The following is a 22,699-nucleotide window of genomic DNA, read 5'->3' as shown; positions in this document are numbered from 1 at the left end:
CTCCCAGAGGGAGAGGGAGCTATCCGTGCCGGCTGAAAGGTCCGGCGTACTCCTGGTATATCCATCCACTCCGATCAGTCCCCTCTCCCCCTGGGAGAGGGTTAGGGTGAGGGTGCTACCGGCGACTTCTGTGCTCGGCCATTTCCCTCACCCCCGGCCCTGGCTGCGCGCCCTGCTCCGAAGGGAGAGGGAGCTATCCGTGCAACCTTGAGGCTTACGCGTCAGCGCCATGCCCTTCCGCCATCGCCACCACCACCTTTCGCGGGCCGCTGAAAGGCGAGCGCGCGTGGGCAGCGAGCATGTTGTCGAGCATCAGGACGTCGCCGCTGGTCCAGGGGAAACTCACCTTGGCCTCCTCCAGCACGCCGCGGATTTCGTCGAGCACCGAGGGCTCGATGGGGCTGCCGTCGCCGTAGTAGACGTTGCGCGGCAGGTCTTCCTCGTCGACGATTTCCAGCAGGCTTTCGCGCACTTCCGGCGGCAGGTTCGAGACGTGGAACAGGTGCGCCTGGTTGAACCAGACCCAGTCGCGGGTGACCGGATGCTGCGCCACTGCCTGGCAGACCTGGCGGGTACGGAGTTCGCCGTCTTCCTTCCACTCCCAGGCGATCTTGTGGGCCTTGCAGTAGGCCTCGACCACCGCCGGATCGGCGCTGTTGAACACCTGTTCCCAGGCCACGTCCAGGCCGTTGCCAAAGTTGCGGGTGTACATCAGCCCGCGCTCGGTGAAGCGGCGGCGGATGCCTTCATCGACCCGGCGATAGATCTCACGGCTGTCGGCGATCGGCGTTTCGCCGCCGCTTTGCGCGGCCTGCACGCAGTAGAACCAGATCTTCATCGGCCACTCGCGGGTGTAGGCCTGCTCGTTGTGCAGCGGGATGTGCTGGTGCGGCGGGTACTCGGTGGAGGTGTAGATGCCGCTGGTGACGTTGCTGCGCGGGGTGGAGCCGAACTCGTAGTTGAGCAGCGGATGGCCGAAGCCGGCGGCGAACTCGCGGAAGCGCTCCGGCGCGCCGACCTGGAAGCCACGGAAGAGAATGCCGGCACAGACCGGCAGGCGCTCATCCACCAGCGGGCAAAGTTCGGCCAGGGCGTCGAGCAGGTCGATGCCGTCGCCGCGGGCCTGCACCAGCAGTGGCAGACCACCGCGCGCTTCGGCCAGGGGAGCAATGTCGAACAGAGTGGAGGTGGGCATCTGGATCTCCGCTTGAATCGATCAGGCCAGCGCTGCGCTGGTCGACTGGCCGGGCTGGCGCAGGTGGCCGAGCAGCAGCTCGAGCAGGCGCGCCTCGCCGGCATTGAGGAAGAAGTGGCCGCCGTCGAGCATCTCCAGGGAGAAGCCAGCGCTGGTCTCGTCCTGCCACGCGGACAGGGACTCCACCGAGAGCCGGTCGCCCTTGCCGCCGAACACGTGGATCGGGCAGGCCAGCGGCGCGCGGCGGCGGTAGTCGTAGAGGCCGCAGAGGAGAAAGTCGGCGCGCATCACCGGCAGGGTCAGGCGCAGCATTTCCTGGTCGGCGAACACCGCTTCGGACGTGCCGCCCAGGCGGCGCATACGCTCGATCAGCTGGGCGTCGCTCTGCTCTTGCGCCAGCTCGCGATGACTGTCGCGGCGCGCCGGTGCGGAGGCCGCCGAGGCGAACAGCGCCTGCGGCATCGGCAGACCGCGCTCACGCAGCGCATGGGCCAGCTCGAAGGCCAGCAGGCCGCCGAGGCTGTGGCCGAAGAGGGCGTAGGGCTGGTCCAGGCGTGCGGCAATTTCATCGGCCAGTTGGCTGGCCAGGGCGCGCAAGTCGGTCTGCAGGCTTTCGGCGAAGCGCCGGCCACGGCCGGGCAGCTCCACCGGGCAGACGTCGATCCAGCTCGGCAGCTGGCGCTTCCAGCGTGCATAGACCATGGCGCTGGCGCCGGAGTACGGCAGGCAGAACAGACGCAGCATGGGTTACTGCCCCTCGGCCATCTTCTGCCGCAGGCTGAGCGGGCGCATGTCGGTCCAGTTGGCTTCGACGAAGGCCAGGCAGTCGGCCTTGCTCCCCTGCTTGCCGGCTTCGCGCCAGCCGGCCGGAACTTCCTTGTACTGCGGCCACAGCGAGTACTGCTCTTCACCGTTGACCAGCACCTTGTAAACCGCATCTTCGCGATCGAACGCCATCGCCCTTCTCCTTCCGCTGTATGGGATGCCGGCCACCGGCCATTACCGATGTTTTCCAGCTCTGCCATGAAGACGAGGGAGACAATGAAATAGTTAGTGTTCTCGGATGCGATTAATTCTCATAAGATATGCACCGGCGAAATTTCCTGGCTTGCCCTTTACCCGAGTGCCGAGAGATCTGACGAATGGATGCGAATGAAAAATCTTCACACTTGTGTGGGAACCCTGTCGCAGAGCGATAGTCGGAGTCTCTCGAATAAATTGATAATAATTATCATTTGATCTAGATTGGCCGCCTCAACCCATGTGGACGTCCCCGCCTCCGCCGCCGCATAGGAAACCTTGCATGTCCAAGCCAATGCCCGCCGAGCCGCGCCCCGCTCTCCACGAGCTGTTCGCTACCCACCGGCAGACCTTCATCAATGCGGCCGCACGCATCCTCGGCTGCCGCAGCCATGCCGAAGACGTGGTCCACGATGCGTACATCAAGCTCAATGCGAGCGACCTCACTCCCGGCATCCAGTCGCAGAGCGGCTACCTGATGCGCGTGGTGCGTAACCTGGCCATCGACCTCTATCGCCGCCAGGCGCTGGAGAAGCGCTACTCGGGTAGCGAGGAAGAAGGCATGCACATCGCGACGGCGTCCGCGTCACCGGAGATCGAGCACGAGGACCGGCAGACCCTCGAAGCCATTTCCAGCGCCCTGCAGACGCTGCCCGAGCGCACCCGCTACGCCTTCGAGATGTACCGCCTGCACGGCCGCACGCAGAAGGAAATCGCCGAGGAACTGGGCGTCTCCCCGACCCTGGTGAACTTCATGGTGCGCGACGCGCTGATCCACTGCCGCAAGACCCTCAAGGGGCTGGAGGACGGCAAGGTCTGAGAGTCCGCTCTGAGCCTCAGCCTCCCGCCAGGGCGCGGAAGGTCGAGCGATACTGCTCCGGCGTGGTGCCGGACAGCCGCCGGAACATCGCGATGAACGCCGAAGGGCTGCTGTAGCCCAGGTTGAAGGCGATCTGCTGTACCCCTTCCCCCGATGCCAGTGCCTCGATGGCGGCGAGAAACCGCAGGCGCTGACGCCATTCGCCGAATGACATCCCCAGTTCACGCTGACAGGCCCGCGCCAGGGTGCGCTCGGTACTGTGCACGCGCTCGGCCCATTGAGCCAGTGTGCGGTTGTCGCCAGGCACGGCCTGCAGCGCGGCCAGAACTTCGCCCAGGGCGCCACTGCTGGCGTACGGCAGGTAATCGTCGTGGGGCTGCGCGGCCTGCAGCTGGTCGATCACCACTTCGGCCAGTCGCTGGTCGGCGGCGCTCTGCGGGATGTTTACCTGGCGTGCGGCGAAGTCGGAGAGGATCGCCTTGAGGATGTCGCTGATCGCCAGGGTGCAGGGGCTCTGCGGCAGCTTGCGCGCCAGTTCGGCGGATACGTAGAGCGAGCGGTAGATGATGGCCTGGCGGTTGTAGCAGCTGTGTTCGAGCCCCGGCGGCACCCATACGGCGTACTGCGGCGGCGAGAGAAAGCGCTGGCCGTCCACCTCCAGCTCCATCACCCCGTGGGACGCGTAGTTGAGCTGGCCCCAGGCGTGACGATGGCTGGGGGAATGGGTTCCAGCGTCGAACTCGTCGTAGCGGAAGTACAGGTCGGCGGGCAGCTGGTCGATGTCGGGAAGCGGGAGCGGCAGTGCGCGGGTCATGTCCGAATGCCGGGGTGGATTGTCCGGTTTTCATTATACGTCTGGTTTCGGACGAGCGGACAATACGCTCCGTTATCCCCGGAAGCGTTCCTTCATGAATTACCTGTTCCCCCTGCTGGCCGTGGTCATCTGGTCCGGCAACACCGTCGTCAACAAGCTCGCCGTGGGGCAGATCGCCCCGGCGGAGATCGGCTTCTACCGCTGGGTGCTGGCCGGCGCACTGCTGACGCCCTTCCTGCTGCGCGCCACCCTCGCCCACTGGCCGGTGATCCGCGCCAACCTGGGCAAGATCATCACCCTCGGCCTGCTCGGCATGGCCGTCTACCAGTGCCTGGCCTACTACGCCGCCGCGCTCACCTCGGCGACCAACATGGGCATCATTCTCTCGCTGATGCCGCTGATGTCCCTCGCCCTGGCCTCGGTGCTGCTGCGCCACAAGCTGAGTGCTGCCGCCGTGCTGGGCGCACTGGTCTCTCTGGGCGGCGTGCTGCTGGTGATCACCCAGGGCAACCCGCAGCAACTGATCAGCCACGGCGTGAACCTGGGTGACGGCATGATGATCATCGCCACCCTCGCCTACGGCGTGTATGGCGTGCTGCTGAAGAAGTGGAACCTGCCGTTACCGCCGCTGCTGATGCTCTATCTGCAGGTGCTGGTGGCCATCGTCGCGCTGGCGCCGCTGTACCTCGCCTCACCGCGCCACGGCCTGAACGCCGCCAACCTGCCGCTGGTGCTGTATGCCGGACTACTGGCGTCCATCGTCGGCGCGCTGGCGTGGATGCAGGGCGTGCAACGCATGGGGCCGAGCCGCATGTCGCTTTTCTTCAACCTGTTGCCGGTACTGACCGCCGCCATCGCCGCCGTAGTGCTGAACGAGCAACTGACCAGTTATCACCTGGTGGGTGGCGCGCTGACTCTGGCCGGCGTGCTGCTGGCCGAGCTGTGGCGTCCGCGGGAGAAGCCCGCAGCCGCCGTCAGCGCCCGCTGACTCGGATGCTCTTGCAGGAGCGAGCTTGCTCGCGAACCGATTGGCCCTGATGTCGCCGGAAAACTGTTCGCGAGCAAGCTCGCCCTACTGGTTGGCGCCGCCACGGAAGCCTCGTAGGACGCATAACGCGCCAGCGTTATCCGCCGCGAATGAGCCGGCGGATAACCTGTTCCAGGTTATCCGCCCTACGCCTGGCTCCTACCGCTCTACGCTGCCGCGGAATTCGGCCATGAGGGTCAAGACCAGCTCCGCCGCCGACATCTCCCGCGACAGCGGCGCGCCCTGCCCGGCCCATTGCACGGCGAAATCGCTGTTGCCCCTGGCCGTGGCTGCAGCCGTCAGTGCCTTGGCCGCATCGTAGGTGATGGGGTAGTCGGGCAGCGCCGGCGCATCCGCACTGCCCACGTCAGTGAATAGCCGATTGACCATCCCCCGCGCGGCACGACCGGAAATCGCTGCCGTCACTTCGGTGCGTTCCCCGCGCTCACCGCGCAGCGCCGCCTTGAACGCCGCGTTGGCCGAGGATTCGTCGGCAGAAATGAATGCCGTGCCCATCTGCACCGCCTGCGCACCCAGTTCGAACACCGCGCGCATGCCCTGCCCGTCCATGATTCCGCCTGCCGCAATCACCGGCAGCCCGGCACCCTTCACCAACGTCCGGACCAACGCAAAGGTGCCGATGCGCGCGTCCTTCTCCGGTTCGAACACACCACGGTGCCCGCCTGCTTCATAGCCTTGCGCGACTATGGCATCGATGCCCGCCGCCTCGATGGCGCGGCCTTCCGCCAGGCAGGTGGCGGTGGCCAACAGGCGGATGCCCGCAGCTTTCAGGCGACCGATCCACTCCTGCGGCGGCAGGCCGAAGTGGAAGCTGACCACGGCCGGGCGCGCCTGGATGAGGAACTCCAGCATCTCGGGATCGTCCAGGAAGCTGCGATAGATCTCGGTGATCTGCGTCGGTGGTTGCGCATCGAACTCGGCGAATAGCGGACGCAGGTGTTCCAGCCATGCGGCCTCACGGACCGAGTCCGCCGTGGCCGGACGGTGGCAGAACAGATTGAGGTTGAGCGGCTTGTCGGTCAGAGCGCGAGTCTGCTCCAGCAGGGCGCGGGCCTGTGTCGCATTGCTCGCGCCCAGGCCGATGGAACCCAGCCCGCCGGCATTGGACACCGCCGCCGCAAGCGCCGGGGTGGACACGCCGACCATGGGCGCCTGGATGATGGGATGCTGGATGCCGAGCAGTTCGGTGATGGGCATGACGGGTCCTCCAAGTCGGGCCGGCGATTGCCGCGCCTGGCTGATTTGCACTTGACCAACAATCTCACAAAGAGAATATTGTCGGCAACTTGTTCTCCAATGAAGATCAAACATGGATCTCTCCAGCCTGGAAATCTTCCGCTGCGTGGCCGAGGAGCAAAGCGTCACCCGCGCCGCGGCACGCCTGCAGCGCGTGCAATCGAACGTCACCACACGCATTCGCCAGCTCGAGGAAGACCTCGGCGCAGCGCTGTTCCTGCGCGACGGCAAGCGCATGACGCTGACCGACCAGGGCCGTGAATTCCTCCGCTACGCCGAGCAGCTACTGGCCCTGGCCAACGAAGCGCGGCAGTCGCTGCACCCGCAAAGCGCTACCGGCAGCTTGCGCCTGGGCAGCATGGAGGCCGCCGCCGCCAGCCGGTTGCCGGAAATCCTCGCGCGCTTTCACCGCACCTATCCGGAGGTGGAACTGCACATCAGCACAGGGCACAGCCAGAAGCTGATCAATGAGGTGTTGGAGCGCCGACTGGACTGCGCCTTGATCTCCCACCCGGACATCCTCCACGCCGAGCCGGGCTTCGAATCGCTACTCGAGCGCGGCCTTTGCGCCGAACCGGTGTTTCGCGAGGAGCTGCTGCTGGTGTTGCCTGGGGACCACCCGCCGGTAACCCGTCCCGAGGATGTGCAGATTCGCACCCTGGTGGGCTTCGCTCGCGGCTGCACGTACCGGCAATTGCTCGAACGCTGGTTGAAGGGAGCCTCGCTCGCCGTGCAGGAAGTCGGCTCTTACCACGGCATCCTCGCCTGCGTGAACGCCGGTTCCTGCTTTGGCGTATTGCCGCGCTCGGTGCTGGAGCTGCAACGGGAAATGCCGGACCTGCAGGTGGTGCCGCTACTGGAAGTGGACACCCTGCTGATTTGGCGCGACGGCTACGCCACCGGCGCCTTCCAGCGCTGGCGGGAAGCCCTGGAGGCACGCCCATGAGCCGCATTCGTCGCCTACCCGCCGCGCTGTCGGCGGCACTCATCCTGGCCGTCGGCATGGGTTTCGGCCGTTTCGCCTTCACCGGGCTCTACCCGCTGATGGTGAGCGACGGCGTCCTCAGCGTCACCGGCGGTTCCCTGGCCGCCTCGGCCAACTACGCCGGCTACCTGCTTGGCGCGCTAGTGCTGGCGCGCAGCCACGAACGGCATGCCGCACGTATCTGCGTGATCGCCCTGGTCGGCACCCTGGCCACACTGGCCGCCATGGCCATTCCAGCTCCAGCCTGGTTCGCCATCGGCGTGCGCCTGCTGGCTGGCGTGCTCAGCGCCATGGCCCTGGTCAGCGCCGCGCAATGGCTGTTGCAGAGCATGGGCGAAAGCCACGGCGCGCCGATAATGTTTGCCGGCGTGGGGATCGGCATCCTGGTCTCGGCGGAACTGATCGCCGCCGGCAACGCCTTCGGCCTCGGCAGCGCAGCGATCTGGTGCGTGCTGGCGCTAGCGGGGCTGGTGTTGTCGCTGCTGGCCGCGCCCGCGCTCAGCCGGGAAGCGCCGGCCGCGCCGCACCAGGCCGCGGGCGGCACGGGGCCGGCGGCCGAATTGTCCGCGCCGATCATCCTGCTGGTCTACGGGGTGGCCGGCTTCGGCTACATCATCACTGCCACCTACCTGCCGCTGCTGATGAAGAGTGGCCTGGGCGCCATCGACCCGTTGCAGGTCTGGGCCGCGTTCGGCCTGGGCGCTGCGCCATCGTGCTTCCTCTGGCACCGCTTACACCTCAAGCTCGGGGGTCGGCGTGCATTGGCGCTCAACCTGCTGGTGCAGGCGGTAGGCGTGATGCTGCCGGCGCTGGGCGACTCGGCCTTCCTTTATCTGGGCAGCGCGGTGTTGGTGGGCGGCAGCTTCATGGGGACGGTGACCATCGCCATGCCGGCGGCCCGCATGGTCGCCGCGCAGGTACGCTTCAACATGCTCGCGGCGATGACCGCACTGTATGGCGTCGGGCAGATCGTCGGGCCGCTGGCGGCGAGCGCTCTGCGTGGGTTGACCGGCAGCTTCATCCCGGCGCTGGGAGCTGCGGCCAGCGCGTTGCTGGTTGGGGCGTTGTGCTGTTTGCCGCTGCGCAGGACTGAGACGCTTGGCCGGCCGTTGTAAGGGCGCGCTTTGCACCGGGCAAGTCCGTGCGCGTGCATCCCCTCACCCCAGCCCTGAGCGCAGGAGTTCCAGCACGCAAGGCGCAACTCACGCAGTCGGTTGCTGGCGGAAGGACACGCCCAGGCGGTTCCAGACGTTGATCGCGCCGATGGCCACGGTCAGGTCCACCAGTTCGCGCTCGCTGAACTGCTCGCGGGCCAGTTCGAAGACCTCCAGCGGCACCTTCGACTCGGACAGCAGCGTCACCGACTCGCACCAGGCCAGCGCCGCCCGCTCGCGTTCGCTGAAGAACGGCGACTCGCGCCAGACGCTGACGGCGAACAGGCGTCGCTCGGTCTCGCCGTTGCGCCGGGCTTCCATGGCGTGCATGTCGGCGCAGAACGCACAGTTGTTCACCTGCGACACCCGCAGACGCACCAGCTCCAGCAGCGGCTTCTCCAGCGACAGCTCGAAGATGGCGGCTTCCAGCGCCAGCACCGCCTTCAGCGCTTCCGGCGAGGCGGTGTAGTAATCCAGACGCGGCTCCATGACGGCACTCCAGTAGATGACCCGGCCATTGTGCGCCCCGCTTCACCAGCACACGGTGACCAATCCGCGGAATTTCCACCGCGCAACTTCACCGTACCAGCCGTCGACGCTACGCTTGCGCCACTGCCCAGAAGCTGCGGAGTTCGTCCTTGGAACTGCACCTGATCATCCACGGCCAGAAGGATCTCGCCGGGCAACTCTATCGCCAGCTGCGCGAAGCCATCGACTCCGGTCGCCTGGCAGCCGGCACCCGCCTGCCGCCCAGCCGGCTGCTGGCCGAGCAGTTGGGCATCTCGCGCAAGACCATCTCCGACACCTACGCCCAACTCACCTACGAAGGCGTGCTGGTGGGCAAGATCGGCAGCGGCACCTTCGTCAACACCCACCTGCCGCGCCACGACAGGCGCCAGGACGGCGTGCGCTTCGCCAGCCAGGACAACATTGATCACTGGGCCAACCTCGACACGCGCCTGCGCCACCCCGGCGCAGGCACGGCGAAGGCCGACTTCATCGGCGGCGCCACCACCCAGTTACAGTTCCCCCAGGAGGAATGGCGGCGCTGCGTAAACCATGCCATGCGCCGGATGACCGGCTTGCGCGGGCATTACAGCGCGCCCGAAGGCATCGCCCCGCTAAGGGACGGAATCGCCCGGCACATCTCCTATGCCCGTGGAGTGAACTGCCAGCTGGACGACGTAATGGTCTGCAACGGCGCGCAACAGGCGCTGGACCTGCTCGCCCGCGTCATGCTCCGCCCCGGTGACAAGGTGGCCATGGAAGACCCTGGCTATACCCCGGCGCGACTGATCTTCCAGACCCTCGGCGCCGAGGTGGCCTGCGTGCCGGTGGATGCCGAGGGTATCTGCGTCGAACTGATCCCCGAGGGTACGCGGATGATCTACACCACACCCTCGCACCAGTTCCCGCTGGGCATGCCGATGAGCCCGGCACGCCGCGAAGCGCTGCTTACACGGGCGCTGGAACTGGGCGCGCTGGTGATCGAGGACGACTACGACAGCGAGTTCCGCTACGAAGGACGGCCCACCGACGCGCTGCAAAGCCTCGATCGCCACGGCGTGGTGGCCTACATCGGCACCTTTTCCAAGGTGCTGCTGCCGGAGTTGCGCCTGGGTTACCTGATTCCGCCGCCCAGCCTGTTCCCGGCGCTGGTGCGGGCGCGGCAGATTTCCGACTGGCACAGCTCGACGCTGCCGCAGTGGGCACTGGCCAAGTTCATCAGCGAGGGCTACCTGCTCAAGCACATTCGCCGCTGCCACGTCATCTACGCTGGCCGCCGCGAGCGCATCCTGGCTCGGCTGGCGAGCGACCTGTCGCCCTGGCTAAAAACGGTGCCCTCGGTGGCCGGCTTCCACCTCACGGCTCTCCTGCGCGAGCCGCTCAACGTGGCGTTGCTCTGCGAGCTGGCGCGCAAGGTCGAGGTCGGCCTCTACGGGCTGGCGCCTTTCCACCATCAGGTGCCAGTACGCGACGGGCTGTTGCTGGGTTTCGGCGCCATCGACACGCTGGACATCGACCCGGCGCTGGACAAGGTTCGCGACCTGTTGCAGCAGTTGGCCTGAGCCGCACGGCTAAAGGATATGGACTGTGGGAGCGAGCTTGCTCGCGAACAGCCCCTGCTGTTGAGTGGGTTCGCGAGCAAGCTCGCTCCTACGAAAAGCGGCCCGTACCGATAGGCGGTCGCGGGCTCTGCTGGGTGAGTTCAAATCACGCGTATTGGCCCTGTGGTTTTCCCCGGAAGTGGCTGTTCAGCCGCCGCCAGCGGGCACGTAATCTTCCAGCATCGGTTTTGAAAGCCGGTTCCGGCCTTTACCGGGCTTCAGCTTCAGCGCCCAATGGCCACCCCAGCACAAAGGAGCCCCGCCATGTCCCCGTCCGCCATCGCCATCGTTCGCGTCCAGGCATTCCCCGGTCAGGCTGCCGCGCTGGGCGAGCACCTCAATCAACTGGTCACCCAGGTCCGCCAGCAACCCGGCTGCCAGGGCAGCGAGTTGCAGGAACTGGCCGCCGACCGCTGGCAGGTGCTGACCCGCTGGACCAGCCAGGCCGAGCTGGAGGCGCACCTGTCCGGCCCGAAAGCACAACAGTGGCTCGGCCGGCTCGGCTGTGGCGACCTGGCGCTAGGACTGGAATTCGAAAGCCGCAGCGCCGAGTGACTCAGAACGCCGTGCGCACCAGCCCGCCATCCACCCGCAGCGCCGCGCCATTGGTGGCTGAGGAAAGCTCCGAGCAGACGTAGATCACCAGGTTGGCAATCTCCTCGGGGCGGGCGAAGCGCTGCAGCAGCGAGCCCGGCCGCGCGGTGCGGAAGAACTCCGCCTCGAATTGCTCGAATGGCTGGCCGCCGGAGAGCTTGTCGACGAAATCACCCACCCCCTCGGAGGCGGTCGGCCCCGGCAGCACGGCGTTCACCGTCACCCCGGTACCCGCGCAGTATTCGGCCAGACCGCGGGACAGACCGAGCTGGGCAGTCTTGGTGACGCCGTAATGGATCATCTCAAAGGGAATCTGGATACCGCTCTCGCTGCTGATGAATACCACCCGCCCCCAGTTCTTCTGCTTCATGCCCGGCAGGTAGGCACGGGACAGGCGCACGCCGGAGAGCAGGTTGACGTCGAGAAAGCGCAGCCACTCCTCGTCGGCAATCTCCTCGAAGGGCTTGGGATCGAAGATACCCAGGTTGTTCACCAACACATCTACCGCCGGATAACGCTGCACCAGCGCGGCAATCTGCTGCGGGTCGGACAGATCACCGGCGAAGCCCTCGACTTTCGCATCGGCCTGCTGCGCGCGTATACGTGCCAGCGCCTGGTCCACCGAGGACTGGCTGCGGCCATTGAGGATCACCCTCGCCCCTTCGCGGGCCAGACCCTGGGCGATGGCGAAACCGATGCCCTTGGTCGAGCCGCTGACCAAGGCGAGCTTGTCTGACAGGTACAGGTTCATGGTGCCTCCAACGGTGGGAATGACAGAACCCCCGCAGTGAGCCGGGGAGCGGAGAAAGGAATGAGAATAGGCGCTGGTTTCCACCGGCTGCCAGTTGCTCCCGCACTACGCTGCAGAAAAACAGCGCCTGTTGGGCCTGATCACTGCGCGCCGCGCTCGGCACAAACTCGCACAGGCTCTAAATCGGGCAATTCGCCCGACTCCTCTCCAGATGCTTTGTCTGACAGGTGTTTTGCCATGCCCCTGTAGGATCGCCGTTACATTTCCGCGACATTTTCGGCGCCAGTGTGTCGGTTATGTCCCTGTTCTGCTGGCGAAAATTCCAATCCCGACTAGCGTCAATTCCGTAAGCAGATATGCGTAGGACTGCTTTTCTCTGGGGAATTACTAGCCGGAATTAGGGAAATGCAGGCCAAATACCGCTCGAAGCTCTTCCAGCCAGTCGCCCACGCCCTGGCGCTGGAACAACGTATCCTTTTCGACGGTGCCGCGGCCGCGGCGGTCGATCAGCAACATCACGACAGCACCGCCGCCGAGGCGAAGGATACGACCAAGCCGACCACCGCCGTCGAGGCTCGCGCACAGGCAGCCGCTCCCACGCAGGCGGCGCCGCGCAACCTGGTGGTGATCGATGCCCGTCTGGAAAACCGCGATCAACTCGCCGCCAACTTGCCGGTAGGCACCACCGCGCTGGTGGTGGACGCAGGGCAGGACGCGATCGCGGCTATCAGCAACGCGCTGACGCAACTGGGCAAAGTCGATTCGATCCAGATCTTCTCCCACGGCGCCACCGGCCAATTCACCCTGGGTAACCAGACCTTCACCAGCCAGAGCGTCGACCAGCTTGGCGATCGCCTGAGCGCCTGGCGCGGCGAACTCAACGCAGGTGCGGACATCCAGCTCTATGGTTGCGATGTCGGCGCGGGCAGCGCCGGACAGGCGCTGGTCAACGAGCTGGCGCGCTGGACCGGCGCGGAAGTCGGCGCTTCCAGCAATGCCACCGGTTCCACTGGCGCGGGCGGCGACTGGAACCTGGAGGTGCGCGCGGGCGACGTGGACAAGTCAATCGCCCTGAGCGCCGATACCCTGGTGAGCTTCCAGGGCCTGCTCGCCGATGCCAGTCCCACCGTGGCCATGGGCAGCGGCGGCGCGGCAGTTCGGCTGGGCGATACCTTCACCTTCGACGTCATCTTCAGCAACCCATCCAGTCAGGTTGGTTTCGCGCCGTACATCGATCTGTTCATGCCCGCCACCGGGCGCGACGGCAATGATGGAGCGACCTTCGTCTCCGCCACGTACCTGGGCCAGGCGGTCACCAGCTACGTGATCACGTTCGACGCCAATGGCAACGCCACCCACCCGCTGGCCAAGGACGCCAACGGTAATGCCCTGGTGATCAACGCCGCCAGCGTCGGCATGAAGCCCGGCGACCAGATGGTGGTGCTGCAATTGCCCTACGCCAGCGTCACCAGCGGCCAGCCGGCCATCGACATTCAGGTCACCGCGCAGCTGAGCAACCTGGCCGACACCAGCTATTCCGACGGCGCACCCAACCTCACCATCAACGCCCGCGGCGGCTTCGAATACGGGAACGATTCGCTGAACAACCCAGCCCAGGACCCGACCCTGGTGGAAGCGGCGCTGCACAGCTTCGTGGTCACCCCGACCCTGCTGTCGGTGACCCAGACGGTGGACATGCCTGAGGGCGAGACCGTCACCGGGCCGAACTTCACCCGCACCGAGACGGTCACCGTGACGCCAGCGCCCGGCCAGACCCTGACCAACGTGACCGTCACCCAGACGGTGCCCGACCAGGTTCACGTCAGCTCCATCACCCCCGGCGCCGGCGGCACCCTGACTTCGATCACCCTGCACGATGGCACCGTACTGACCAATCCGACGCTAATCGCCGCGGCGCTGAACAACCCCAACGCCTTCGTCGCCAGCTACACGATTCACTACGACACGCTGAGCGCAGCCAGCACCACCACGGTCGGCTTCTACGTGCCGGAGATCGACGCCGCCGGGCGACCGGTGCTCGACCCCGCCACGGGCAACCCGCGCACTATCACCTTCGGCACCGCTACCGTGAACGGCGACTGGAACCCGCTGGACGTGCGCGATCGCCCGACCGACCCGGACGGTTATCCCTTCACCGTTACCGGCAACGGCGCGGGCGTCACCTTCGTCGCCAAGTCGATCACCCTGCTCAAGACGGTCAACCTGCAGACCGATGTCGGCACCCCCGGCATCACCCCCGGCGATACCCTGCGCTACACCATGGACGTGGCCATCTCGGACTTCTACGCCTTCGGCAAGAACATCCTCGGCCAGGGCCGCTTTACCGTCACCGACTTGCTCAGCGACGGCCAGACCTTCTCCGCCGCCAATCCGCCGAGCATCGTCATCCAGCAACACGGCGCGTCGCAGGTCATCCCGGTGATCTACACCGCCACGGTGAACGCCGATGGCAGCACCACCCTGATCTTCGACATCGGCGCTTCCATCGCCGCCGCCGTCCAGGGGCCGGGACTCTACGCGCTGTTCGGTGATCTGTGGGATGGCGACGTGCAGGAAGGCGCGACGCGCCTGACCCTGGTCTACGACGCAACCATCGACACCGCCTACACCTCCGACCACCCGCCCCACGACCCTCTCAACGAAGGCGATAGCGTCAGCAACAACGCGGTGGTAGATGCCAGCGTGCTGCGCGATTCGCTGAACATCGGCGGCGAGCAGACCGATGGTTCGAGCACCACCAGCACCATCAAGACCTCGCAGATCGATATCAGCCTGACCCAGGTGAACGGCGGCGCGCCACCGGCCAACAGCGAGCTGCGCCCTGGCGACGTAGTGACCTTCACCATCACCTACGACCTGTTAGTGGCCGACTACGAGAACTTCACCCTCACCGCCTACCTGCCACTGCCCCTGCTGGCAGCCCCGGGCGTCAACTGGGCACAGGGCACAGGTGTGGGTCAGTGGACCTTCGGGGCCGGCAACAACATTGCCGACATTCCCGACAGCGTAAGCACCGGACCGGGCAACTCGATCATTTTCAATTTCGGCAACTTCACCTCCGGCGGCCTCAACGGTGGCCGCGTACAGGTGCAGTTCACCATGGTCGTGGGTGACCAGCCCTTTGCGGACCAGCGCGAACTCGACGTGCTGGCACAGTCCAGCCAGACCACCACCATCGACAAGACGGTGCTGATTTCCTCGGACGTGGCGGTCATCGAATCGGTCGCCGAGCCAGTGCTGGACATCAAGCACGGCGTGGTCTCCACCACCAACGGCACGGTCACCGGCACCACCGGCACCTGGGCCCAGCCAGGCACCACCGGCACACCTTTCAGCGGCAGCGTCACCAGCCTGGCGGCGGTGGACGGCAACGTCAGCGGCATAGACGGCGCCGACACCCTGCGCCTGGCTACCGCCATCAAGAACAGCGGCGGTGGCAACGCCTACGATGTCGCCACCAGCATCACCCTGCCGGCGGGCCTGGCCTTCGTCGGCGGCAGCCTGTCGACCGCCAACCTGCAGATCCATCGCGGCGACGGCTCTCTGCTGGTGCAGGGCGTCGACTACAGCGTCAGCGGCAACAGCATTACCTTCCTCGATGCCAACAACCAGGGCACCCTGCTCGCCGGCCGCGCCGGCACGGCCAACGACCTCTCCGGTGCCAACGTCGTGGTGATCACCTACGATGTCACCGTAGACAACGCCATCCTCGCCTCACGCACCTTGCAGAGCAGTGCCGCGCTGACCCACTACGCCAGCGTCGAGGGCGGCCAGGACTTCACGCCGGTGGACATCGTCGAAGTCGCCAACCAGCAGGTGGCCGCGCCGACCATCACCAAGACCTACCAGAACGGCAGCCTCACCGACGACGACTCCAGCGCCGGGCACACCACCGGCAGCAACCTGGTGATCGGCGAGAAGATGACCTACGACATCGTCGTCACCCTGCCCGAAGGAAGCACCGCCAACCTGCGACTGTCCGACCTGATTCCGCCGGGTCTGCGCCTGGATCTCACGGCCTTCGGCGGTGCGGGCTACCAGATCATCACCACGGTCGCCGGCAGCGGCGCGCTGGGCCAGGATTTCGGTGGCAACGTCTCGGTGCTGACCTTCAGCGGCGACGGCAGCGATGGCGGCGACCTGAACCTGCTGTTCAGTGCCGCCGGCTCCACGGCGGACAACAACATCGGTAACAACGCCTTCGTCATCCGCCTGGTGCTGGTGGCGAGCAACGTGCAGGGCAACCAGCAGGGCGTCGCCCTGAACAACGGCGCGCAGCTGACCTACAGCGACCCCGACGGCGATACCCCCAACGGCGCCACGGCGGTGGACCGCACCGTCGCCAGCCCGCAGCAGCCTTCGGTGACCATCGTCGAGCCGACCCTGACGGTGAGCCAGCAGGTCACGGCCACCCCCACCTACGGCGGCTTCGACGAGGGCGACACGGTCACCTACACCATCACCATCAGCAACACTTCCGGCACCAATGCCTTCGATCTCAGCCTGCTGAACATACTGCCCACGCAGATGGACAACATCGTGATCACCGGCAAGGTCTACAACGGCGCCACCAACAACGGCGGCGTGGACTTCATCATCCAGAACGGCCAGCTGGTCACCGCCAACGGCGCCAACATCGATATCGCCAATGGCGGCAGCATCATCATTTCCCTGTCGGGCGTGGTGAACGCCTCGGCAGCCGGCCAGGCGGTCATCACGAACAACGTCGTGGTGCGCTGGACCAGCCTGGACGGCCTGAGCAACACCACCGACACCCTCGCGGGCGAGCGCGGCGGCGACGACGGACTGCTCAATTCCGGGGTGCTCAACGACTACCGGCAGATCAACACACTGTTGATTCCCGTCACCAACGGCATCCAGGTCTCCCGCGTCGGCGGTCTCGACGCCACGCCGCCAGCGACCAACTCCTCGGGCGCCACCGATACCGCCGGCCTGCAGGAAACCGTGGTGGTCGGCGAGATCGTCCGCTACCGCGTGGCGATCGTAGTGCCCACCGGCGACAACCCCAACTACCAGATTCGTATCGAATTGGCCCCCGGACTGGAATTCATTCCCGCCGACCTCAACAACATTCTCATCGCGTTGGGTTCCAGCACGGGCGGGCTCACCACGGACGCCACCAATCTGATCAGCGGCGGCTCGCTGACCATGATCGGCAACCAGAACAGCGACGTCTCGCTGCCGATCCATCCGGACCTCTCCGGTGACAAGCCCACCGGCATTTTCAATATCAACAGCGGGCGCCTGCAGATTTCTCCTGACGGCCGGACCATCACCTTCAACCTCGGCAACCTGACCAACACCGAGGTGAACGACGGCGACATCGAAGGGGTGATCCTCGAGTTCAACGTCCGTGTCGCCAACATCGCCAGCAACCAGAGCGGCGCGCAGCTGAGCATGAATGTGTTCGAACATGTCGGCGACGGCGCGGGGGTCGACCGCGGCCACAGCGCCACGATCTTCGAGCACGTCGTGGAACCGAGCTTCACCGGCATGGACAAGTCGGTGATCGACATCGCTGCCGGCAGCGTCGCCGGCACCACCAACGCGACAGTCTCGGTCAGCTTCACCCAGAACGGCGAAGTACCGGCGTACAACGTCGTGCTGCGCGACCAGTTCCCCAACGGCAGCGACTACGCGATCCAGAGCATCGTCATCAACGGCACCAACTACACCACCGGCAACCTGCCGGCAGGCGTCACCGCCAGCGTGGTGGGCGGTCAGGTGGTGCTCAACTTCGACCAGTTGAACGTCAACGACAAGGTGCAGGTGATCTACAGCGTCACCCTGCCCAACACCACCGTTCCCGACGACGTCACCAGCTCCGCGGTCCTGACCTGGACCAGCCTACCCACCAGCTTCGAGAACGCCGGCTGGGGCGGCTCGCTGCCACTGACCGCCGGCGGCGCCGACGGCGAGCGCACCGGCCAGGACGGCGTCAGCGGGCTGAACAACTACATCCTCAGCGACGGCGCCGGCATGGGCGTGGTGCAAGGCACCCTGTGGGATGACACGAAGTCGGCCACCGATAGCGTGACGCCTGACGGCCCTGGCCTTGGCGGCATCGACGTAACCCTGACCTGGGCCGGCGACGACGGCGTGTTCGGCAACGCCGACGACCGCACCTTCAGCACGGTGACCGCCGCCGACGGCACCTACCAGTTCGCCATCCTGCCCTCGGGCAATTACCTGGTGGCGGTGGCGCAGAACTTCGCCCAGGCGAGCAACAACCGCTTCCACGTGCGCGTCGACTCCGACAGCGGGACCTCCACCGTCGGCCTGGGCAACATCAACCTGAACCTCGCCGAAGGGGCCATCGGCATCGCCGATGCCGGCTACGTGCATCTCAACGAAGCGCCGATCAACACCGTCGCCGACCAGCACGGCCAGGAAGACACGGTGCTGCACATCGTCGGCCTCGCCACCAGCGATGTCGACGTCAACGCCGGCAATACCGACGGCGTCATGACCGTCACCCTCAGCGTGGTGCACGGCGTGCTCTGGCAGAGCGCAACGACGCCCGGCGCCAACGATGCACCTCCGGCCGGCGCCGGCCGCACCCTGGTGCTCACTGGCACCCTGCAGCAGATCAACGTGTTGCTCAGCCAGATTTATTACAAGGGCGACCAGGACTTCAACACCGCCCGCAATGCCGAAACCCTCACCATGGTCACCAACGACCAGGGTAACTTCGGTGACGCGGACGGCGATGGCATCCCCGGCGAAAACCCCGACGACGCCCTGAAAGACACCGACACCCTGAACATCGTCATCGACCCGGTGAACGACGCGCCCATCGCCCGTCCCGACATTGCCATCGCCATCGAAGCCGGCGGCTCGAACAACGCCACGGTCGGCGTCGACCCCACGGGCAACGTGCTGGACAACGACACCGACGTGGACATCGCCACCAACGGCGACATCCTCAAGGTCACCCGCCTGGAGAATTCCACCGGCGGCTTCGTGGTGGTGCCCGCTGCCGGTGTCGTCAGCCTCGCCGGCCGCTACGGCACGCTCTACATCACCGCGACCGGCGGCTTCCAGTACGTGGTCGACAACACCAATGCCGAAGTCCAGGCGCTGCGCACCGCGGGCGACGTACTGCGCGATTCGTTCGGCTACTTCATCACCGACACCGGCGGGCTTTCCAGCTCCACGTCCCTGACCATCGACATCCACGGCGCCAACGATACCCCCGTGGCGGTGCCGGATACCGCCACGGCCATCGAGGCCGGCGGCACCAACAACGGCACGCCGGGGCAGGACGCCACCGGCAATGTACTGACCAATGACACCGACGTGGACTCCGTGGCCCTGGGCGAAACCAAATCCGTCACCCTGGTGCGCTTCGACGGCACCGGCGGTGGCGCTATCCTCCCGGTCGCCCCCGGCTCACCGACCACCGTCGCCGGTCTCTACGGCAGCCTGACGATCAACGCCGACGGCACTTACCGCTACGTGGTCGACAACAGCAACCCCGTGGTCCAAGCGCTGGCTCCCAGCGATCCTCCACTTACCGAACAGTTCACCTACCAGCTCACCGACAAGGGCGGCCTGAGCGCCATCACTACGCTGACCCTGAGCATCCAGGGCGCCAACGACGCCCCGGTGGCGGTGGACGATCACGGCAACGCCACGGCCGGCGCCAGCGACGGCAGCCCGGCAGCGGTGAATGCCAGCGGCAATGTGATCACCGGTAACGCCGGGGTGGGCACCGACACCGATGTCGACACTGTCGACCGGCCCAACGCCGACAAGCTCAAGGTCGACGGCGTGCGCTCCGGGCTGGAAACCGCCGGTGGCACCCTGACCGGCGTCGTCAACGGCATCACCACCAACATCACCGGCACGGTCGCCCGGCTGTCCAACGGCAGCATCATCAGCGGCAACTTCGGCCAGCTCAGCCTGAACGACGACGGCACCTACACCTTCGTGGTCAACAGCGCCGACCCGGCCATCCGCGCACTCACCGCGAACCAGAGCCTGGACGTGATCTTCACCTACCGCATCCATGACACGGGCGGGCTGACCGACCAGGCGCAGCTGGTAATTACCGTGCTCGGGGTCAACGACCCGCCCATCGTGCAGCCCGTCGTCATCCACGCCACCGAAGCCGGCGGCCTGCTCAATAACGTCGCAGGGCTCGACCCGACCGGCAGTATCCGAGGCTCCTATACCGACCCCGATGGCGATGTCCTCACCATCACCGCCGTGGTCAACCCCAACGGCGTCAGTGGCAACGTGGGCACGGACCTGGCCGGAAACTACGGCGTGCTATTGCTCAACGCCGACGGCAGCTACCGCTTCGTAGTCAACAACCTGGATCCGGCGGTGCAGTCGCTGCGCACCTACAACGATACGCTCAGCGAAGTCTTCACATACAGCGTCAGCGATGGGAACGGCAAGACCGTCACTCGCACCTTCACCGTCATCATCCACGGGCAGAACGATACTCCCATCGCTGCCGACGACACGGGGGCCGCCATCGAGGCCGGCGGCACGCTGAACACCACGCCCGGCGCGCCCGCCACCGGCAACGTGCTGCCCAACGATCTGGATGTGGACGGCGCGGCTTACGGAGAAACCCATGTGGTCGACGCTGTGCGCACTGGCACCAAAGGCGCCGGCGGCACGCTGATCGACCTGACCGCCAGCGGCGGCGTGATCGCAGGGACCTACGGCACCCTGACCCTCAACGCCAACGGCACCTATACCTACACCGTCAACGACAGCCTGGCCGCCGTGCAGGCGCTGAAGAACGGCGACTCGCTGACCGAAGCCTTCACCTACCGCATGCACGACACCGCTGGCGCCACTTCCATTGCCCAGCTGACCATCACCATCGAAGGCCGCTACGACGCCCCGGTGGCCAACGACGACATCAACTACGCGGTGGCCAACCTCGACGGCAGCGGCGGGCGCAACCCCACCGGCAACGTGATCACCGGCCTGACCGGGATCTTCGCCGGCATCGGTGCCGACACCGATGTCGATGCCGGCGATCACATGCGTGTCACCACCATCGCGGTGGGCCCGGAGGGTGCGCAGGTGAACACCGTGGTGGTGACACCCGGCAGCCCGCAGACCATCGTCGGCGCGTTCGGCACCCTGGTGATCAATGCCGACGGCAGCTACCAGTACTTCGTCGACAACTCCAACGCGGACATCATCGCCCTCGGCCCGCTGGCGTTCGCCCTGGAATCCTTCACCTACCAGGTCACCGACGATGGCGGCCTCAACGACCAGGCCACGCTGATCATCCTGATCCGTGGCCAGAACCAGCCACCGGACACCGCGCCGGACTTCGGCACGGCGGTCGAAGACGGCGGCCTGCACAACAACGTGCCGGGCAGCAATCCATCGGGCAACGTGCTGGCCAACGACACCGATCCGGACACCATCACCACCATCCCGCAGGATGTGATGCACGTCGTCTCGTACTGGGCCGGCGACGGCCCCGTTCCGCCCGATGCCACCGTTCCCGGCCAGAGTCTGCGCGGCCTGTACGGCACCCTGACGATCAATTACGACGGCAGCTGGAGCTACGAGCTGGACAACTCCCTGCCGGAAGTCGAAGCCCTGCGCGCCAGCGGCCAGACCCTGCAGGACAAGTTCACCTACCTGAGCGCGGACATCTGGGGCGGCGCCACGCCAGGAGTGCTGACCATCACCATCGACGGGCGCAACGACACGCCGATTGCCAGCGACGACAACGCACTGGCCGTGGAAGCGGGCGGGATCAACAACGGCACGCCTGGTTTCGACCCGCGCGGCAACGTGCTGGACAACGACACCGATGTCGATGGCGTGCAGTACGGCGAAACCAAGTCGGTGGTGAACTTCACCAACCAGAATGGCGCCACGACCAATGCCGGCAACGTGCTGCAAGGTCTCTACGGCAAACTGACGATCAACGCCGACGGCAGCTACGAGTACCGCGTCGACAACGACAACCCCACTGTGCAGGCCATGCGCAGCGCCAACGAGAAGCTGCAGGAAGTCTTCACCTACCGCATGCGCGACACCGCCGGCGCTACCTCCGACGCGCGCCTGACCGTGGTCATCCAGGGTGCCAACGACAATCCGGTGGCGCGCGACGACAGCAACAGCGCCACCGACCAGACGCCGGCACCGCAGGCCACCGGCAACGTGCTGCCCAACGACAGCGACGTGGATGGCGGCGACTCGCTGACCGTCACCGGTATCCGTACCGGCCAGGAAACCGGCAGCGGTACTGCTGGTGTGATCGGCCAGCCGATTGCCGGGCGCTACGGCACGCTCGTCCTCAACGCGGACGGCAGCTACACCTACACCATCGACCTGAGCAACCGCGAAGTGCTGGCGGCGGCCGGGCTCGGGCAGGTGCTCAAGGACTACTTCACTTACACCATCAGCGACCTGGCCGGCGCCACCGACGATGCCGTGCTGACCATTACCCTGGACATCGCCACGCCGTACATCCCGCCGGGCCCGCATTTCGACCGCTTCGGCGACGACGGCTACCCGCGTGACCGCCTCCCGGACGTGGACCCGGCGATCTTCGTGCAGCCGGTGGTCGAGCGCATCGACGATCGCCTGTCGCTCTCCAACTGGGGCGCCGACGGCAGCAACATCGACATCTTCGCCACGCCGGAAATCGAGAGCCCGTCGCTGGGCGCGCAGCTGGGCCAGGTCAAGGGCCAGTTCGTCGCCCGCGCCGTGGCCGAAAGCCGCCGCGCGGCAACGCTGGACAAGAACTGGGTGGACGGCCGCCACGGCGTCATCAGCCTCAGCGCCGACGGGCTGCTGCCCGACCCGTCGCTGTGGGCACCCTTCCCCGCCGACATGGTCGGCAAGGCTGACAAGGCGCAGAACACCCAGGGCTTCCGCGCCCAGCTGCGCGAGGCCGCCCAGCGCCGGAGCGGCCAATGAGGAACTCGCGACTTTTTAGGA

The 22,699-nt window shown here is 66.2% G+C and carries 14 protein-coding genes; 7 read left to right on the top strand and 7 right to left on the bottom strand.

Going from position 1 to position 22,699, the window contains the following annotated elements; genetic code table 11:
* Positions 1-214: 214 nt before the first annotated feature.
* The 3 genes from IB274_RS06670 to IB274_RS06660 are packed head-to-tail and all read right to left on the bottom strand — an operon-like array spanning position 215 to position 2,152.
* Positions 215-1,195, bottom strand: coding sequence for a TauD/TfdA family dioxygenase (locus tag IB274_RS06670; protein ID WP_192431230.1), 981 nt, complete (start codon positions 1,193-1,195; stop codon positions 215-217).
* A gap of 21 nt (positions 1,196-1,216) precedes the next feature.
* The gene (locus IB274_RS06665) at positions 1,217-1,939 is read right to left on the bottom strand and encodes a thioesterase II family protein (RefSeq protein WP_192431229.1); all 723 of its coding nucleotides are present in this window, start codon (positions 1,937-1,939) and stop codon (positions 1,217-1,219) included.
* 3 nt (positions 1,940-1,942) lie between these two features.
* A complete protein-coding gene (locus tag IB274_RS06660) occupies positions 1,943-2,152 on the bottom strand; it encodes an MbtH family protein (RefSeq protein WP_192431228.1) in 210 nt (69 codons plus the stop codon).
* 346 nt (positions 2,153-2,498) lie between these two features.
* Between IB274_RS06660 and IB274_RS06655 the strand changes: the two genes are divergently transcribed.
* A complete protein-coding gene (locus tag IB274_RS06655; RefSeq protein WP_192431227.1) occupies positions 2,499-3,035 on the top strand; it encodes an RNA polymerase factor sigma-70 in 537 nt (178 codons plus the stop codon).
* 16 nt (positions 3,036-3,051) lie between these two features.
* Here the strand turns inward: IB274_RS06655 and IB274_RS06650 are convergent, their stop codons facing one another.
* Positions 3,052-3,849, bottom strand: a complete 798-nt coding sequence (locus IB274_RS06650) for an AraC family transcriptional regulator (RefSeq protein ID WP_192431226.1) — start codon at positions 3,847-3,849, stop codon at positions 3,052-3,054.
* Between the two features lie 94 nt (positions 3,850-3,943).
* Here IB274_RS06650 and IB274_RS06645 point away from each other — a divergent pair, with 94 nt between their 5' ends.
* Entirely contained in the window at positions 3,944-4,837 is an 894-nt protein-coding gene (locus IB274_RS06645; protein ID WP_192431225.1) for a DMT family transporter, read from the top strand.
* 198 nt (positions 4,838-5,035) lie between these two features.
* On the opposite strand, the gene IB274_RS06640 is transcribed toward IB274_RS06645, so the two are convergent.
* Positions 5,036-6,094 carry an NAD(P)H-dependent flavin oxidoreductase gene (locus IB274_RS06640; RefSeq protein WP_192431224.1) on the bottom strand — a complete coding sequence of 353 codons (1,059 nt, stop codon included), beginning with the start codon at positions 6,092-6,094 and terminating at the stop codon, positions 5,036-5,038.
* A 112-nt stretch (positions 6,095-6,206) separates the two neighbouring features.
* Here IB274_RS06640 and IB274_RS06635 point away from each other — a divergent pair, with 112 nt between their 5' ends.
* The gene (locus IB274_RS06635; RefSeq protein ID WP_192431223.1) at positions 6,207-7,079 is read left to right on the top strand and encodes a LysR family transcriptional regulator; all 873 of its coding nucleotides are present in this window, start codon (positions 6,207-6,209) and stop codon (positions 7,077-7,079) included.
* Entirely contained in the window at positions 7,076-8,233 is a 1,158-nt protein-coding gene (locus IB274_RS06630; RefSeq protein ID WP_192431222.1) for a YbfB/YjiJ family MFS transporter, read from the top strand. Before IB274_RS06635 ends, IB274_RS06630 begins: the two co-directional genes overlap by 4 nt.
* 87 nt (positions 8,234-8,320) lie before the next feature.
* Here the strand turns inward: IB274_RS06630 and IB274_RS06625 are convergent, their stop codons facing one another.
* Positions 8,321-8,761 (bottom strand): carboxymuconolactone decarboxylase family protein, encoded by a 441-nt coding sequence (locus IB274_RS06625; protein WP_192431221.1) that lies wholly within the window; start codon positions 8,759-8,761, stop codon positions 8,321-8,323.
* Positions 8,762-8,910: 149 nt separating this feature from the next.
* Between IB274_RS06625 and IB274_RS06620 the strand changes: the two genes are divergently transcribed.
* Together IB274_RS06620 and IB274_RS06615 are read left to right on the top strand one after the other, a co-directional pair.
* Positions 8,911-10,341: a PLP-dependent aminotransferase family protein gene (locus IB274_RS06620; protein WP_192431220.1), complete on the top strand. Its 1,431-nt coding sequence runs from the start codon at positions 8,911-8,913 to the stop codon at positions 10,339-10,341.
* Between the two features lie 303 nt (positions 10,342-10,644).
* Positions 10,645-10,935 (top strand): putative quinol monooxygenase, encoded by a 291-nt coding sequence (locus tag IB274_RS06615; protein WP_192431219.1) that lies wholly within the window; start codon positions 10,645-10,647, stop codon positions 10,933-10,935.
* Between the two features lies 1 nt (position 10,936).
* Here IB274_RS06615 and IB274_RS06610 read toward each other — a convergent pair whose 3' ends face one another.
* Positions 10,937-11,725, bottom strand: coding sequence for an SDR family NAD(P)-dependent oxidoreductase (locus IB274_RS06610; protein WP_192431218.1), 789 nt, complete (start codon positions 11,723-11,725; stop codon positions 10,937-10,939).
* Between the two features lie 405 nt (positions 11,726-12,130).
* Here IB274_RS06610 and IB274_RS06605 point away from each other — a divergent pair, with 405 nt between their 5' ends.
* A complete protein-coding gene (locus IB274_RS06605) occupies positions 12,131-22,678 on the top strand; it encodes a VCBS domain-containing protein (protein WP_192431217.1) in 10,548 nt (3,515 codons plus the stop codon).
* Positions 22,679-22,699 lie beyond the last annotated feature (21 nt).

It is taken from the genome of Pseudomonas sp. PDM18 (assembly GCF_014852585.1).
In the GTDB taxonomy this organism is placed as follows: Bacteria; Pseudomonadota; Gammaproteobacteria; order Pseudomonadales; family Pseudomonadaceae; genus Pseudomonas.
The sequence above is the reverse complement of the archived record's forward strand: the minus strand, read 5'-3'. Positions and strand labels throughout refer to the sequence as shown.

Bases quoted from the DNA above. Each gene is read 5' to 3' on its own strand.
- IB274_RS06615 (WP_192431219.1), top strand. From the start codon at position 10,645: ATGTCCCCGTCCGCCATCGCCATCGTTCGCGTCCAGGCATTCCCCGGT.
- IB274_RS06635 (WP_192431223.1), top strand. From the start codon at position 6,207: ATGGATCTCTCCAGCCTGGAAATCTTCCGCTGCGTGGCCGAGGAGCAA.
- IB274_RS06625 (WP_192431221.1), bottom strand. From the start codon at position 8,761: ATGGAGCCGCGTCTGGATTACTACACCGCCTCGCCGGAAGCGCTGAAG.
- IB274_RS06610 (WP_192431218.1), bottom strand. From the start codon at position 11,725: ATGAACCTGTACCTGTCAGACAAGCTCGCCTTGGTCAGCGGCTCGACC.
- IB274_RS06660 (WP_192431228.1), bottom strand. From the start codon at position 2,152: ATGGCGTTCGATCGCGAAGATGCGGTTTACAAGGTGCTGGTCAACGGT.
- IB274_RS06640 (WP_192431224.1), bottom strand. From the start codon at position 6,094: ATGCCCATCACCGAACTGCTCGGCATCCAGCATCCCATCATCCAGGCG.
- IB274_RS06670 (WP_192431230.1), bottom strand. From the start codon at position 1,195: ATGCCCACCTCCACTCTGTTCGACATTGCTCCCCTGGCCGAAGCGCGC.
- IB274_RS06665 (WP_192431229.1), bottom strand. From the start codon at position 1,939: ATGCTGCGTCTGTTCTGCCTGCCGTACTCCGGCGCCAGCGCCATGGTC.
- IB274_RS06630 (WP_192431222.1), top strand. From the start codon at position 7,076: ATGAGCCGCATTCGTCGCCTACCCGCCGCGCTGTCGGCGGCACTCATC.
- IB274_RS06655 (WP_192431227.1), top strand. From the start codon at position 2,499: ATGTCCAAGCCAATGCCCGCCGAGCCGCGCCCCGCTCTCCACGAGCTG.
- IB274_RS06650 (WP_192431226.1), bottom strand. From the start codon at position 3,849: ATGACCCGCGCACTGCCGCTCCCGCTTCCCGACATCGACCAGCTGCCC.
- IB274_RS06605 (WP_192431217.1), top strand. From the start codon at position 12,131: ATGCAGGCCAAATACCGCTCGAAGCTCTTCCAGCCAGTCGCCCACGCC.
- IB274_RS06645 (WP_192431225.1), top strand. From the start codon at position 3,944: ATGAATTACCTGTTCCCCCTGCTGGCCGTGGTCATCTGGTCCGGCAAC.